A 15,375-nucleotide genomic window follows, 5' to 3' on the forward strand; every position below is an offset into this window, starting at 1 on the left:
GGGAGGTGCGCCGCCTACTTGGTTTTCTTCTTCGCCAGCAGCTCCTTCGCCGCCTTGACGCCGAGTGCCGCGGGCCGCTCGCAGCTGGTCTGCATGGCGACGAACTTTCCGGTCTCGCCCGAACGCAACAGGCCGGTCATGACGTCGACGGCATGCAGCGCCAGTTCCATCGAGCAGCGGTGCGGCCGGCCTTCCCTGATCGCGATCGCCATGTCGGCCAAACCGGCGGTGCGGTAGTTGGCCATCATGCCTTGCGAATGCATCTCGTTGGGCACGCCGAACGGATGCGGCCATTTCGGCAGCTTCTTCACCGGTTTGGCGGCTTCGGTGTAGCGCACTTCGCCGCCGAAGAAGTTCGGATCCGGTACGAACACCGTGCCCGCCTCGCCATAGAGTTCCATCGGCGCGTGGCCATGGCTCCAGACATCCCAGCTGGTGTTGAGCGTCACCATGGCGCCGTTCTCGAATTCCAGCACGCCGTGGATCGTCGTTGGCGTGGAGACCGGGATCTTTTCGCCGGCGCGCGGCTTCGAGCTGATGATGCGTTCCGTCATCGGGATCGAAGCGAAGGCGGCGACCTGCTTCACCGGCCCGATCAGCTGGATCAGGTTGGTGATGTAATACGGTCCGATATCGAGCACCGGCCCGGCGCCCGGCTGGAAGAAGAAGTCCGGATTGGGGTGCCAATGCTCCATGCCATGGCTCATCACATGACAGGTGCCGCTGGTGATCCTGCCGAGCCTGCCGGTGTCGATCAGGTCGCGGACAAGCTGGTGCGCGCCGCCGAGGAAGGTGTCGGGCGCCGAACCGATGCGCAGCCCCTTGCTTTCCGCCCGTTTCTTCAGGTCGAGCCCTTCCTTGACCGACAGCACGAAGGGCTTCTCCGAATAGACGTGCTTGCCGGCGTCGAGGATCTGCTTCGACACCTCGTAATGCACCGCCGGAATGGTCAGGTTGACGATGATGTCGATATCGTCGGCCTTGAGCAGCCCCTCGACGGTCTCGGCGCGCAGCTTGAACTCTTTTGCCCGCGCTTTCGCCGCTTCCATGTTGATGTCGGCGCAGGCGCGCATCTCGATGCCGCGAAACAGCGGCGCCAGCGAGAAATACGCCTTCGAGATGTTGCCGCAGCCGATGACGCCGATGCCAAGTTTTGTTGCCATGCTGATGTGCTCCTAATAGGTCTTGGCGGCTGCGATCGAGCGGCGGGCGAAGCGCTCGATATCGTTGGGATTGTCCTGTTCCATGACGTAGTATTTTGCGGCGCTTTTGGCGCGTAGCGCCTTGATCAGGCCGGGCCAGTCGATGGTGCCGTGGCCGACGTCGGACCAGCCGTCCTCGTCGAGGCCCTCGCCCGGCTTGGCCAAGTCCTTGACATGGACGGCGACGATGCGCTTGCCGTGCTTCTCGATCCAGGGCAGCGGATCGACGCCGCCGCGCACCACCCAGGCGACGTCCATCTCCCAGCCGATGTCGGGCGCGGAGGACAGGATATGGTCCTGCGGCACCGAGCCGTCGGCAAGCGCCTTGAACTCGAAATCATGGTTGTGCCAGGCAAAGCCATAGCCGGCTTTCCTGGCCGTCTCGCCGACCTTGGCCAGGCGTTCGCCGAAGCCGCGCCAGCCGGCTGTGTCGGCCGGCCTGAACTCGGCGTTCAGGAACGGGCAGATGAGCAGCGTGATGCCGAGCGCGTCGGCCGTCCTGCGCACGCCGTCGAAATCCTTCTCGAGCGCGTCGATCGAGAAATGCCCGGTCGGCATGGCGAGCCCGTTCTTGTCGAGCTCGGCACGGAACGCCTTGGGATCGTCATAGACGCCGCCGAACCCTTCGACTTGGCTGTAACCAAGCTCCCCCAGCATCTTGAGCACGCCCTCCCAGGGCTGGAAATTGCGGGCGCTGTAAAGTTGGAATGACCAGTTCATCGTCTCTGTCCGTTTTCTTGTGGATGGTTAGTTTTGGGGGGATGAGTCTTGCGGGAGTAGAAGAGTCTTGGGAGGCTAAATCATGCTCTAGAGGCGGTTACCTGTGGCGGCGTCGAAAAGCGAGGCGCGCATCGGGTCAAAACCGATGCCGACCGCCTCGGCGTTGTTTGGCGTGCGCTCGGCTGTCACCCGCACCGTGAAATTCTGGCCGGCGAGCTTCAGCCAGACCAGCGTGTCGGAACCCATGGGCTCGACGACCTCGACATTTGCCGTGGCTGCGAATGGCCATCCCGTGCCGCTGTTGAACGCCACGTGCTCGGGGCGAATGCCGAACACGGCCGGCCCTGGCACCGGGTCCTTCTCGAAAGCATAGGTGGCAAGCGGTATCCGCACATCCTCGGCGACGAAGTGCCAGTCGCCTGCCGCTTGCTCCAGTCTGCCGTCGAGGAAGTTCATTGCCGGCGAGCCGAGGAAGCCGGCGACAAACCGGTTGACCGGCCGGTTATAGATGGTCTGCGGCGCATCGAGCTGCTGGATGACGCCGCCCTTCATCACCGCGATACGGTCGGCCAGCGTCATCGCCTCGATCTGGTCGTGGGTGACGTAGATCATGGTGTTCTCGAGCTTGCGATGCAGCAGCTTGATCTCGACGCGCAATTCCGCGCGCAGCTTGGCGTCGAGGTTGGAGAGCGGTTCGTCGAACAGAAAGACATCGACGTCACGCACAAGTGCGCGCCCGATCGCCACGCGCTGGCGCTGGCCGCCGGACAGCGCCGCCGGCTTGCGATGCAAAAGCGGTTCGATCTGCAGGATCTCGGCGGCCCGGGCGATGCGCTTGGCGATCTCGTCCTTGGCGAGGCCGGCAACGCGCAGCCCGAACGACAGGTTCTTCTCCACCGTCATCTGCGGATAGAGCGCGTAGGACTGGAACACCATGCCGATGCCGCGATCCTTGGGCTCTTCCCAGGTGACGTTCTTGCCCTTGATGAAGATGCGGCCTTCGGAAACGTCGAGCAGCCCGGCAATGCAGTTGAGCAAGGTCGACTTGCCGCAGCCGGACGGACCGAGCAGCACGATGAATTCGCCTTCGGCAACATCGAGGTTGAGCGTCTGCAGCACCGATATCGCACCGAAATTCAGCGACAGGTTCTGGATCGAGACGCTGGTGCCGTTTGCCGCAATGCTGCCGTTTGCGTTCATCGCCATCATCCTTTCACCGCGCCGGCGGCGATGCCGCGCACAAACAATTTTCCGGACAGGAAATAGACGATCAGCGGCACCAGGCCGGTCAGGATGGTGGCTGCCATGTTGACGTTGTATTCCTTCACGCCTTGCACCGAGTTGACGATGTTGTTGAGCTGCACCGTCATCGGATAGGTGTCGGGGCGGGTGTAGACGACGCCGAACAGGAAGTCGTTCCAGATGCCGGTCACCTGCAGGATGATGGCGACGACGAAGATCGGCAGCGACATCGGCAGCATGATGCGGAAATAAATGCCCCAGAAGCCGGCGCCGTCGACACGCGCTGCCCGGAACAGCTCCTCCGGCATGGAGGTAAAGTAGTTGCGGAACAACAGTGTGAGGATCGGCATGCCGAAGATGGAATGGACGATCACCAGGCCGCTGAGGCTGCCGTAGAGGCCGACTTCGCGCAGGATGATGACGATCGGATAGATCATCACCTGATAGGGGATGAAGGCGCCGACGATCAGGATGATGAAGAAGGTGTCGGCACCTTTGAAGCGCCAGTTGGCAAGCGCATAGCCGTTCACCGAGGCGAGCGCGATCGACAGGATCACCGACGGGATCGTGATGCGCACCGAATTCCAGAAGCCACGCGACAGCCCGTCGCAGTTGAGCCCGGTGCAGGCGCTCGACCAGGCCTTGACCCATGGCTCGAAGGTGATCTCCATCGGCGGCGAGAAGATGTTGCCGAGGCGTATCTCGGGCATGCCTTTGAGCGACGTCACCACCATCACGTAGAGCGGCAAAAGATAGTAGAGCGCCACCACGATGAGCGTGCCGTAGAGGAAGATGTTGCGGCGCGAGAACATATGCCGCGGCTTCGGCCCGCTCGGCCCGTACGCTTCGAGCGTGCCGGGGCCGGCCGGCAAGGAAACGGTATGGTCAGACACGCTTCTTGCCTCCGAACTCGAGATAGGCCCACGGCACGATGACGATGATCACCGACAGCAGCATCATGGTCGAGGCGGCGAACCCCTGACCGAGGTTCTGGGCGAAGAACATGTAGTCATAGACATATTTGGCCGGGACTTCGGAGGCGATGCCGGGCCCGCCGCTGGTCTGGGCGACAACCAGGTCATAGATCTTGACGATACCGGCAGCGATGATGACGAGCGTGGTGATAAACACCGGCCGCATCATCGGTATGATGATGAACAGATAGGTCTTCCAGGTCGGTATCCCGTCGACCCTTGCGGCCTTCCAGATATCCTCGTCGATCCCGCGCAGGCCGGCCAGCATCAGGCACATGATGAGCCCGGTGCCCTGCCAGAGAGCGGCGATCAATATGCCGTAGATGACGATGCTGGAATCATAGAGCGGATTGAAGCTGAAGCTCGTCCAGCCGAGGCTGCGCACCACTCCCTGGATCCCGAACTCGGGGTTGAGCAACCACTGCCAGACGAGGCCGGTGACGATGAAGGACAGGGCGAAGGGATAGAGGAAGATGGTCCGGAACGTGTCCTCGAACCGGATCTTCTGGTCGAGCAGGGCGGCAAGCAGGAAGCCGATCACCAGCGAGAACAGCAGCGACAGCACGCCGTAGATCAGCAGGTTCTCGATCGAGACCAGCCAGCGCGGCACCGACCACAGACGGTAGTACTGGTCGAGCCCGACGAAATTCAGCCGTGGCAGGAGCTTCGAACTGGTGAAGGAATAAAGCACCGTCCACGCGCTGCCGCCGACAAAGATCACCAGCGCGGTGAGGATCATTGGGATCGAGGCGATTTTCGCATTGAGGTTGCGAAAGAGTTGGCTCGGGCGTTCGCTCTTGCTCATCTGCACAGCCGCGCTGGATCGGGTAAGGGCCGGAGGGTCAAGAGGCCTTGACCCGAGCTCCCGACCCTGCGTTTGCAGGGGCGGGAGTGAGGCGGTCGGTCGATCGCTCAATCGGCCGAACCGACAATGGCGGCGAAGCGCTTCTGCGCATCTTCCACGGTCATGTCCTGCTTGGCGAAGAACTCGGAGAAAAGATCCTCCTTCTGCTTCTGCGTATCCTGCGAAAGCAGCTGGTCGGTCCAGGGCATGACATTGCCCTTGGCGAGAATTTCGAGCCCCTTCTTCATGCAGTCGTTCGCCGCCTTGAGGTCGACGTCGCCGCGCACCGGCAGCGAACCTTTCTTGAGATTGAAGGCGACCTGCGTCTTGGGATCGAGCAGCGTGTGGGCCAGCACTTCCTGTGCCTTCGATTTTTCGGGATCCTTCAGCAGCGGGAAGTAGAAAGCGTCGCCGCCAGTGGCGATGACCTCGTTGAGACCGAGGCCCGGAAGGCAAGTATAGTCCTTGCCGGCGGTCTGGCCGGCAACCTGGAACTCGCCCTGCGCCCAGTCACCCATGATCTGGCCGCCGGCCTTGCCGGTGATGACCAGATTGGTGGCCTGGTTCCAGTCCTGCACATTGGTGTTCTTGGCCATCTTGCGGGCATCGTCCGCGGCCTTGAAGACCTTGGCGACCTCGGGCCCGGCGGCGAATTCCGCGTCCTTGTCCTTGTAGACCTTGAGGAAGGCGTCGGTGCCGCCGACCGCCGCAAGCAGCACGTCGAAAGCGCCGGAGGCCTGCCAGGGCTGGCCGCCGACCGCGAGCGGCTGGATGCCTGCCTTTTCAAGCGCGGGCGCCGCAGCGACATATTCATTCCAGTTCTTCGGCACCGGCACGCCGGCTTTTTCGAAGGCCGCGTTCGACAGCCACAGCCACTGCCAGGAGTGGATGTTGACCGGCACGCAATAGATCTTGCCGTCGAGGGTACAGCCGTCGAGCAGGCTCTTCGGCTGCACGATTTCCGTCCACTTTTCCTTGGTGGCGAGATCGGTGAGGTCGCGCATCAGCCCGGCCTGCACCAATTCTTCCGCCTGCCGGCCGTGATTGAACTGGGTCGCGCCCATCGGGTCGCCGCCGGTGATGCGGCTGATCATGATCGGCCGCGCCGTACCGCCGGAGCCGGCGATGGCGCCGTCAACCCAGTGATTGCCGGTTGCGTCGAAAGCCTTGGCGAGTTCGGCGACCGCTGCCGCCTCGCCGCCGGAGGTCCACCAATGGGTGACTTCCAGATCCGTCGCGGCCGCCGGGCCGGCAAATTGCAGCGCGACCGTCGCAGCCAGCGCAGCAGTCATGAGTTGGTATCGCATTTCGTTCCTCCCAGAATCTGAAACGTTACAGATTTTCGATACGGCAATTGCTTGAGGCGCGCAACCCCTCAGGCGAAGGTGGCATCAAGTTTTTTCGAAGCGCGAATAAAATCGCGCGGCTGCCGACCTACCGCACCGCAACAAGAGAGGTTGCACTGCAAAAAGTTGATGCTGCGACGCCAGAAACCCGGAAAAGCCCCTTCTGTCGCTCTTTTTTGCGCCGACCGGAGTGCCGCTCGTTTTGCGCCTGTCACCAGTGATATCGCCACGGCAGTGACAATCTGTAACGTTTCAGTATATAGCGGTGTCATTCGGTGAAGGCCCGCGGCGTACCCGCGGCCCGCCGATTGCCGGCCTGCCCGGCAACTGCTATGTGCCTGACGGGGCGGGATGAATGAACAGGCATCAAAAAGAGAAGGCCGACGAAGCGTCGGGCCAGGGCCGGCCGACACTGAAGACGCTCGCCTTCATGACCGGGCTGGGCGTCACCACCGTGTCGCGCGCGCTGAAGGACGCGCCCGAGATCGGCGCCGAGACCAGGCGGCGCGTCCAGCTTGTCGCCAAGCAGATCGGTTATCGGCCCAACCGTGCCGGCGTCCGCCTGCGCACCGGCAAGACCAATGTCATCAGCCTGGTGCTCAACACCGAGCACGAGATCATGAGCTTTGTCTCGGATATCATCTACGGCGTTTCCGAAGTCATTGCCGACACGCCCTACCATTTGATCGTGACACCCTACTCGCGCTCGCAGGATCCGCTCGACCCGATCCGCTACCTCGTGGAAACCGGTTCAGCCGACGGCGTCATCATTTCGCGCACGCAGCCGAACGATCCGAGGGCCCGTTATATGCTGGAGCGCGGCATCCCCTTTGCCACGCATGGCCGCACCGATATGGGGCTGATCCATCCCTACCATGATTTCGACAATTACGCTTTCGCAGCCGAGGCAGTGCGCCATCTGGCCGGCCTCGGCCGCCGCCGCCTGGCTCTGTTGGCGCCGCCGGTCGAGCTGACCTATCACGGCCACACGCTCGCCGGCTTTGCCGATGCGCTGAGCGAGGTCGGCGCCAGCGAGATTCCGTTCAACACCGTTTCGATCGATCATTCGATCGAGCAGATCAGAATGCGGACCGCGCAGCTGATGCGCCGCGAAAGCCGCCCGGACGGTTTCATCAGCAGCGCCGCCGCCGCGACGCTCGCCATCGTCGCCGGCATCGAAGACGCCGGCCTCAAGCTTGGCCGCGATGTCGATGTGGTGTCCAAACAATCGTCGGAGCTTCTGCACCTGTTTCGCAGCGAATTGCTGGTCGTCAACGAGAACTTCCGACTGGCCGGCGCCGAACTCGCCCGCTCGGTGCTGGGCTGGATCGGCGGCGCCGCCCCCGGCACCCTGCAAAGCCTGAGCGAGCCGGGCGAAGTGCAGGCCTATCGCCGCCCCGACTAGAGCGGGATATGTTCAAATTGAACTGGCACCCGCTCCATCTGTTTGTCCTAGCCGCATTTCTGCGACACCGAGGGATTCCACTTGGCTGCAAAATGCGCGCTGCTGACTGGCAACCTTGGGCCGTTTGCTGCCTGTCCGGTTCTGGCCGAGAAACGGAGTAAGCCGCCTTTCCATTGACCACCACGTTCGGTCATCCGGCGCGAACTACAGCCTGGCCGCCTTCGTCAGGTTGGCGCGGCATGGCTGCGCCGGCCAGTGCTGGAGCGTGATCGTTTGAGGTTCCTTACGGTAGCGGAAGGTGTTCGGTGATCATACCTATGACTACCCTGTCCCCACTTTCCGGGACGGGCGCGTGGAAGTGAATACGGTTTCGATGCGGCTCAAGCTTGACATGCCATTCACAATATAGTGTGCGGCCGCCTAGTACGATCTCGCGTGCCTCGCGGCTGACGCGGTGGTCGCGCACATTTGGCTTCTCCGGTGCGGCGTTCAGACCAAAGCCTGTAAAACGATGCTCTACGAGCTGGTGACTGGGTTGGGCATCGGAAACATGCAGTGGTGCCTCTCCGGGTGCGATCGCAGGCGGAGGCCAAGTAAACGTCCAATGTCCCCAGTCATTTAGAGCTGCCAACGCAGCTCGGACCCGCTGCCTTGACGCAAGATAACCACCGGACAGGTGATCGGCATGCGTAATCACACCATCGACGAAGTGAAGGTCCGGATAGGCGTGGGGCGCGTGGCACACCAAGCTTTCGAGATTGTCTCCCTCAAGCACGATCATGTCTCGCCAGTAGCGCTTGCGGCCAACATCGTCGCTGACGAAGTGTACGGCGGCGTTTCCGGTAGCTGTAGTGGTGGTCCCGATGCTATTTGCGTAGAGCGTGACACAGGCCGCTGCCCTCCCCGCCCGGTTGCTGTAGTGGACCCAAGCGACGTCTTCGTTGTAGGTGGGCGGTCCTCCGTCAATTGAAACCATCGGGTCCTCGAACCCCTCCGGCCAATCGTCTGTGTCGGCGTAGCGCTGTGCCCGGCCGAGCCAACCTGCTAATTCCTGCGCCATCTCCCCTCGCAGATGTAACGGTGACTCTTCCGAGAACAAATCCCAGAGGGTGAGGGCTCCATGCATAAGCTTTATTTGAAAGTCGTCCCCGATCATCACCTCCTCGGCGCGATCGGCTGAAACCGCTACGAAGTCCAAGGCCCGATCGATCAGACGCCCAACATCGCCGGCAGACATGCCGCTAAAATTCCAGTCCGCTCCATTGACTATGAACGTCACGGCTCGCGTCTTCCGCGCCTGATCCGACCGAGGGATGCGACGTCGTTCTGGTATTGATCAAAGAAGCCCTTGGGCCACTTCGAGACACTGCCCGTTTCGGTGATCGACAGCGTTTCGAAGACCGCCTCGCTCTCGTTGTCGCTACCACCAAACCAATGCAGGACCGCGGAAGTTGGTTTGAGATAGCCTTGCTCGGCAATTGCCCTCCGGATGCCATTTACCACGTGATCCGAATGCGTTTCGATAATCATCTGCACGCCGCGGCCCGCAAGCCAAGCGAGAAACACGCCTATGCGCGACTGACCCGCGGGATGTAGGTGAGCCTCTGGATTTTCCACGAGAATCAGGCCGCCTTTGTCGGCAATCAGACCAGCGAGTATTATCGGAAGCGCGTAGGTGACGCCGAACCCCATGTTCGTGGATTTCACCCAAGTCGACCTCGGCAACCTGTACCTAAGCTCGGCCACCGTTGTGCCCGGCGCGCGCTCGCCTGTAACCTCGATCGGCCGCGCTATCTCGCTTAGCCACTCCTCTACTTCGTATTTTAGCAGGCGCGGTGTTGTAGCATCGTTTAGAGGATGGGCGCGCTCAACAGCCTCGATCACCCGATCACCGAGCACGCTAAGCACGTGGGCACAATACTCGCCGTGAGTTCCTACCTCCAACTCGGCTTCGGGAAGGGGCGACGCTGCCGTGTATCCTCGCGGACCAAGCCGTTCCGCACTAAGATACGTGAACACCCGTGGTTTACCCGAGAATGGCCGGGGTAAGTTGCTCGGCGCTTCGACGATGTCTAGGTATAGCGCTTCCTCTGACGGGACGGCGAGCCGCCAACACGCAGTTTCGCCTCCCGCCTCCTCCAACGCGATTTCTATCGGGCTGGCGCTCTCCCAATTCAGAACATCCTCGGCCGTGCCGAGATGGAGGCCGAACGGGCCGTTCAGACTCAGGGAGGAAGATTTGGTTGTGCTGGCCTCAACCGCCATTAGGATGGCCTGTAGCAGCGATGTCTTGCCGGACCCGTTGAGTCCGGTGAGGACGGTGAGTGGGGCCAAGGCGAAGCGCTCGTCTTTCAAACGCTTCAATCCCTTAATCCTAGCTCCGACGATCACTTCAGTACCTCTCGGAGGATGGCGCGGGTACGTTCAAGCCGGTGGGCGACTCGGTTTGGGTCGCCGGTGCTAACGGTTACTGCCCGTAGGTAATCGGGTTCTAGGAAGGCTTGTCGGAATGCACGCACGATTTCCTCCCGACGAGGAGTCAGTACGCCGAGGTCATGATCTGCCAGAGCGTTCGCTTGGGACTCGAAGACCGCGCGGTTGATCGGACCCCGACGTTCCGCCCCAAGAGGCCAGCGTCTGAACGCGGCAGGCCCGAGGATGTTGTAGGCAGCTGTCATGGCCCGGCCGAAATCTACCTCGAGTACTGTGAGTTCGCCATCTGAGATGGCGGCTCCAGCTGTACCGTCGATGCGTTTTGTGAAGTTCATTAGAAATGCATCGAGGCTTGGAAACTGTCGATATTGATCGACGCTGCTAATGCGAAATGCACAGAATCGCAGTGCGAGCTCGCGGTTCGCCATTCTGCCGCTGTCCCGGACAGTTCTCCCATCAGGGAGCTTCTTCCAGTAATGGCCCTCCGTGGCGACATCGAACGCAGAGCTTTCTGACAAGCGTCCGAGGAAAGTTCGAGAGCGTAAATCGCTCATCGCATGGCGAATCTCTTGGGCGGACAGCGGGCTTCCCAAAGTATTCACACGGTTAAAGATGTCGTATTTGACCTCGTCGGGCGTCTGTGGCTCGATCACGTGTACGACGATTTGGGCGCTCCTGAAACGTCTCAGTGCCGCGGGGTCGAGTTGTCGATAGGTACGGTCGTGCAGGTCCGAAAGGTATTCCAAATCGACATTGGAAAGCCTGTGCTCGCCGCGCATAAAGAGTGAGATCGTGGAGAGACGCTGAACGCCATCGACGACTTGGTACGAGCCGTTTTCGGCCTGATTGAAGTAAAACGCTGGTAATGGAATTCCGAGAAGAATCGACTCGATTAGGCGGGTTCGTTGGCGCGTCTTCCATACGTACTCGCGTTGAAAGTCTGGAGACAGATCAATATCTCCGTCCGCTATCTGTTCTACCACCTCACGCAACGTGAAAGATTTAGTCGTAATACGGATCTTCCCCGGATCCCACGGCTTGATCGAACCCACGTGCCCCCCTGGGTCCTCGACATTGTCGAGGCCATCCAGGTCCTCTTGATCTAGTATGTCTTCAGGGATGTCTTCGCTCATCTGCTCTCTCGAGTATCTGCCTCAAACGCCTTCTTGCCGGAATTGCGTTAATGAGCCGCTATTGGTTCGACGAAGAATTAGACGGCTGGGTTCGCCCCGCAGGAGGCTGACGAAATCGCGCGAATACCGCCCGGACAGCTGCCCCGTGCCCCTGACTGAGGCGAGCTCGGTCTTTGCTACATAACTCCCGACCTCAACTTCCACAAGCTGTCGGACGCAACCGGACCTGATCAACACGTCCGACAAATTCGAGCCAGACGCCCGCTGTTGGCGCAACCACGCCCTCAAGCGTGCACGATCTCCGCTTCAGGGAGGTGGGAAACATACTCGCTACGACCGAATTTAGGCGCAGTCCCGACGTCCAGATGGCGAACCGCCGGACCGGCCCGAGAATTCCCAACGGCGCGCTTGAGATCACCCGCGCGCGGCTCTACGCGGCTCTACTAGTCCGAAAACCTCACGCTCACGCCGCGCTGCCGAAAATAGGCCTGCATCAACTTGCGCCCCGAGCGGTTGTTCTGCGCCAACTTGGTCGGATCGAACACCGCCTGTTTTATCCCTTCTCGTGTCAGCGCCGCTTTAAGCGTCGCGATATGTGCGTCGATGTCGGCATTGTCCGCCCGGAGGGAGGCATAGATAGTTTCGGTCGCCTGGGCCACGGTCGGTTCGGTCACAGGTGTCGTCCTTTGGTTGGTTGAGCGGCGGCTTACCACAGATTCGCGGCTCCGCCGATACCGATGAGACCGTCAATCGTCTCTACCGGCATAGCAGGTTCCTGGCGCGACCCGACACCCAGTTGGTCGCTGGAGATATCTGCTTTCTGGCAACCGCAAAATTGGACTCTACGTCCAAGTTCAGGCGCTAACCCGCCGCGCCGCTCCCCCATGGGCCATGGAAGGCGCCCGGCCCATCGATGCGCTCGAAGCCGTGCGCGCCGAAGAAATCGCGCTGCGCCTGGATCAGGTTCGAAGTGCCGCGGCCCTGCCGGTAACTGTCGAAATAGGCAAGTGCCGATGACAGGGCCGGCACCGGCGAGCCGGCTTCGGCTGCCCTTGCCACGACACGGCGAAGCGACGGATGTGCCTCCTGCATCAACGAGACGAAAGCCGGCGCCATCAACAGGTTGGTGGCCGCACCGCCGGCGCCGAAGGCCTCCGCCATTGTATCCAGCAATTGCGAGCGGATGATGCAGCCGGCCCGCCAGATCTTGGCGATGACCGGCATCGGCAGGTTCCAGTTGAATTCCTTCGACGCGCCGCTCATCACCGCGAAGCCTTGCGCGTAGGCGGCGATCTTGCCGGCAAACAGCGCCAGCTCGAGATCGCCGAGCAGAGCGTCCCTGTCCCCGGAAATCCTGCTCACGCCGCCGCCATAGACCTTTTCGGCGGCAAGCCGCTCGTCCTTGATCGACGACAGCACGCGCGCCGCCACCGCCGCCTCGATCGCGGTGGCCGGGATGCCGAGCTGCTGCGCCTCGATCACCGACCATTTGCCGGTGCCTTTCTGGCCGGCGCGGTCGAGGATGATGTCGACCACCGGTTTGCCGGTCTTGGGATCGTCGGCGGCCAGCACCTTGGCGGTGATCTCGATCAGGTACGAGTTGAGCCTGCCCGTGTTCCACTGGGAAAACACCTCAGCGATTTCTTTCGGGCCCATGCCCAGCCCGTCACGCAAGATGCCGTAGATCTCGGCGATCATCTGCATATCGGCATATTCGATGCCGTTGTGGATGGTCTTGACGAAATGGCCGGCGCCGTCGGTGCCAAGCCACGCCGCGCAAGGCTCGCCCTTGAACTTGGCCGAGATGGCGGTCAGCACCTTTTCGACGCGCTTCCAGGACTCTTCGGTGCCGCCGACCATGATCGAGGGACCGTGGCGTGCGCCCTCCTCGCCGCCGGACACGCCCATGCCGATGAAGGTCAGGCCCGAATCGGTAAGCTCGGAAAAGCGCCGCATCGTATCGCGGAAATTGGCATTGCCAGCGTCGATGACGATGTCGTTGGCCGACAGCACGCCGCGCAATGCCGTGATCTGCTCGTCGACCGGCTTGCCGGCCAGCACCATGATGATGATCGGCCGCGGCGGCCGGATCGCGGCCGCCAGTTCCTCGAGGCTGTAGCAAGGCACCACCCTATCCCTGAGCGCGCCGGCATTTTCGACAAAGGCATCGGTGCGCGCCGCGGTGCGGTTGAAGACGGCGATGCGGTGCCCCTTCTCGGCGATATTGAGCGCCAGGTTGGAGCCCATCGTGCCAAGGCCGATCAGGCCGATTTCGGCTTTTTCCATCGTTTCTTCCCTGCTTTCGGATCTTGTTGGTTTGAGCCCGCGATTGGGTTGGACGCCCATTCTTGATGGCGATGATTGACGGGGGTTCGCGGCCGCGTCAACCGCCTCGCCGAATTGTCTTGCGTGGACCAGCGCTGTCGTCACGGCCTGATGTCGATCGGCGCCTCTATCTTCACCATCTCGAAATCCGAGACCAGGATATCGAGCCGCGCCGTCCACCGGCCGGCGACCGGAATGACGAGATCGTCGACGCGCCAGGTGCCGTCGCCGGGATTCGTCGCCGGGCGTTTGATGGGCTCGATGCCGGAATCGGGCTTTGACAGGACCAGCGTTAGCTGCTTGGCGTCAAGCGGGCCGAAATCGCCGGTCATGATGAAGATCGAAGCGGCAGCAGGTCCGGTGTGGCCGGGCGCAATGCTGAGATCGGCCATCGCTTGCAGCGTGTGGATATGCACCGATGCCGGCTGTGCCGCGGCGATCGCCAGCGCCCGCGGCGGCGGCGTGAAGCGCCAGCCGGCGGCAACGCCGAAGATCGCCACCACGATCAGCAGCTCGATAAAGATCGAGCGGGCCAGCCGCCGCTCGACTTCCGTTTCGCCCGCCCCAGCCGGAGCCGTAAGCTTGAAGCGATTGATGGCGGCGAGCGTGAACAGAAAGACGAGCAGCACCAGCTTGAGCAGCAGCAGCCGGCCGTAAGCGGTATGGACCAGCGCCGACGGCGTTTGCACCTGGATGACGGCGAGCACGATGCCGGCTGCCGCAAGCACCGCCACGACGAACAGGATCGCTCGTGAAAACCGGCGCAGCAACGGCCCGGCTTCGGCCGGCTGCCGTTTCAAGGCTAGACCGAGCGGCGTCAGCGCTCCGGCCCAGACAGCAATGCCGACGCCGTGCAGAAACACCATCGGCCTTGTCAGCCATTGCGGCTCGGCGGCACTGGCATGCCCGCTGGCGGCAAGTGCAGCGCCGACGCCGACCAGTCCGGCCAAGGCGAGCGGCCTTGCGTCGGCGGGCGACACGACCAGCGATAGCAGGCCAAGGGCGAGCGCCATCAGCGCGATCAGCACCGTCCAGCCGAAGCTGGTACCGAGCGCGGTCTGCCAGATGACCGGCTGCGCCAGCAGGGCAAGCGGCGCGCCGAGTGCATCCAGCCCCTGGAAACCGAGCGACAAGAGTGCGGCGGCCAGCCCGCACAGGATCGCGGCGACGATCATGTTCTGGCCGGATCGGCCGCCTTGCGCCAGCCAGCCTAGCGCAAAGGCACCGCCGACACCGAAAAACAGGCCGATGTATAGAAAAACCTTGCCGATCCAGATCGCCGTTCGAAGCTCCCGGTCGACAGCTTCGGAGGCGGCCGGCGCAGCACTCGGCGCACCGACCGAGAACAGCACCGAGCCGCCGACCGGATGCCCGTCGGCGGAGATTACCCGCCAGCTCAGCACATGCGTGCCCGACGTCAGCGCCTGCGGATTGTCGATCTCGACGGTCTGGCCGCTGAGCCGGAAAGAGCTCAGCGGGATCGACGTACCGTCGGGCCGCACCAGCGTCAGCACCAGCGGCGAAACCGGCTCGCTGAAGGTCAGCGACATCTGCGACGGGCTCTGCGCCAGCACCGCACCGTCAGCCGGCTCGGCCTTGATCAGCGCCGCATGGGCGAAGGCTGCGTTTGGCGCGGCAATGGTGGCAAGCAGCACAATCGCAGCCAGCAGGCCGATGGCAAGCCGGCCGGTTGTGCAGGCCGTTCGCAGGATGGATGTCGCGCTCATGTCACCGCCACAAAGACAGCGGCG

General features: G+C 62.2%; 13 protein-coding genes. 1 reads left to right on the top strand and 12 read right to left on the bottom strand.

Going from position 1 to position 15,375, the window contains the following annotated elements; all coding sequences use genetic code 11:
* Positions 1-14 precede the first annotated feature (14 nt).
* The 6 genes from NKH16_RS08500 to NKH16_RS08525 form a co-directional block, all read right to left on the bottom strand.
* The gene (locus NKH16_RS08500; protein WP_352456787.1) at positions 15-1,163 is read right to left on the bottom strand and encodes a Gfo/Idh/MocA family protein; all 1,149 of its coding nucleotides are present in this window, start codon (positions 1,161-1,163) and stop codon (positions 15-17) included.
* 12 nt (positions 1,164-1,175) lie between these two features.
* The gene (locus tag NKH16_RS08505) at positions 1,176-1,922 is read right to left on the bottom strand and encodes a sugar phosphate isomerase/epimerase family protein (RefSeq protein ID WP_023675224.1); all 747 of its coding nucleotides are present in this window, start codon (positions 1,920-1,922) and stop codon (positions 1,176-1,178) included.
* Positions 1,923-2,009: 87 nt separating this feature from the next.
* Positions 2,010-3,122 (bottom strand): ABC transporter ATP-binding protein, encoded by a 1,113-nt coding sequence (locus NKH16_RS08510; protein ID WP_352448362.1) that lies wholly within the window; start codon positions 3,120-3,122, stop codon positions 2,010-2,012.
* A gap of 5 nt (positions 3,123-3,127) precedes the next feature.
* Positions 3,128-4,057 (bottom strand): carbohydrate ABC transporter permease, encoded by a 930-nt coding sequence (locus tag NKH16_RS08515; RefSeq protein WP_023675222.1) that lies wholly within the window; start codon positions 4,055-4,057, stop codon positions 3,128-3,130.
* On the bottom strand, positions 4,050-4,943 hold the full coding sequence (locus NKH16_RS08520) for a carbohydrate ABC transporter permease (RefSeq protein WP_352448363.1): 894 nt from the start codon (positions 4,941-4,943) through the stop codon (positions 4,050-4,052). The genes NKH16_RS08515 and NKH16_RS08520 overlap by 8 nt, the downstream gene beginning before the upstream one ends.
* 107 nt (positions 4,944-5,050) lie before the next feature.
* Positions 5,051-6,289, bottom strand: coding sequence for an ABC transporter substrate-binding protein (locus NKH16_RS08525; protein WP_352456792.1), 1,239 nt, complete (start codon positions 6,287-6,289; stop codon positions 5,051-5,053).
* Positions 6,290-6,683: 394 nt separating this feature from the next.
* Here NKH16_RS08525 and NKH16_RS08530 point away from each other — a divergent pair, with 394 nt between their 5' ends.
* Entirely contained in the window at positions 6,684-7,733 is a 1,050-nt protein-coding gene (locus tag NKH16_RS08530) for a LacI family transcriptional regulator (protein WP_254816774.1), read from the top strand.
* 283 nt (positions 7,734-8,016) lie between these two features.
* Here the strand turns inward: NKH16_RS08530 and NKH16_RS08535 are convergent, their stop codons facing one another.
* The 6 genes from NKH16_RS08535 to NKH16_RS08560 all read right to left on the bottom strand — a co-directional run bounded on the left by NKH16_RS08535 (position 8,017) and on the right by NKH16_RS08560 (position 15,351).
* Positions 8,017-9,012 carry a hypothetical protein gene (locus NKH16_RS08535; RefSeq protein WP_352746425.1) on the bottom strand — a complete coding sequence of 332 codons (996 nt, stop codon included), beginning with the start codon at positions 9,010-9,012 and terminating at the stop codon, positions 8,017-8,019.
* Complete coding sequence (locus tag NKH16_RS08540; RefSeq protein ID WP_352746422.1) at positions 9,009-10,124, bottom strand: AAA family ATPase; 1,116 nt, start codon at positions 10,122-10,124, stop codon at positions 9,009-9,011. The genes NKH16_RS08535 and NKH16_RS08540 overlap by 4 nt, the downstream gene beginning before the upstream one ends.
* Positions 10,121-11,299 (bottom strand): GmrSD restriction endonuclease domain-containing protein, encoded by a 1,179-nt coding sequence (locus NKH16_RS08545; protein WP_352746420.1) that lies wholly within the window; start codon positions 11,297-11,299, stop codon positions 10,121-10,123. Before NKH16_RS08545 ends, NKH16_RS08540 begins: the two co-directional genes overlap by 4 nt.
* Positions 11,300-11,742: 443 nt before the next feature.
* A complete protein-coding gene (locus NKH16_RS08550; protein ID WP_352746417.1) occupies positions 11,743-11,973 on the bottom strand; it encodes a hypothetical protein in 231 nt (76 codons plus the stop codon).
* A gap of 187 nt (positions 11,974-12,160) precedes the next feature.
* On the bottom strand, positions 12,161-13,585 hold the full coding sequence (gene gnd / locus NKH16_RS08555; protein ID WP_352746415.1) for an NADP-dependent phosphogluconate dehydrogenase: 1,425 nt from the start codon (positions 13,583-13,585) through the stop codon (positions 12,161-12,163).
* A 140-nt stretch (positions 13,586-13,725) separates the two neighbouring features.
* Positions 13,726-15,351, bottom strand: coding sequence for a copper resistance CopC/CopD family protein (locus NKH16_RS08560; protein ID WP_352746412.1), 1,626 nt, complete (start codon positions 15,349-15,351; stop codon positions 13,726-13,728).
* Between the last annotated feature and the right edge of the window lie 24 nt (positions 15,352-15,375).

It is taken from the genome of Mesorhizobium sp. M1307 (assembly GCF_040318155.1).
Lineage (GTDB): Bacteria > Pseudomonadota > Alphaproteobacteria > Rhizobiales > Rhizobiaceae > Mesorhizobium.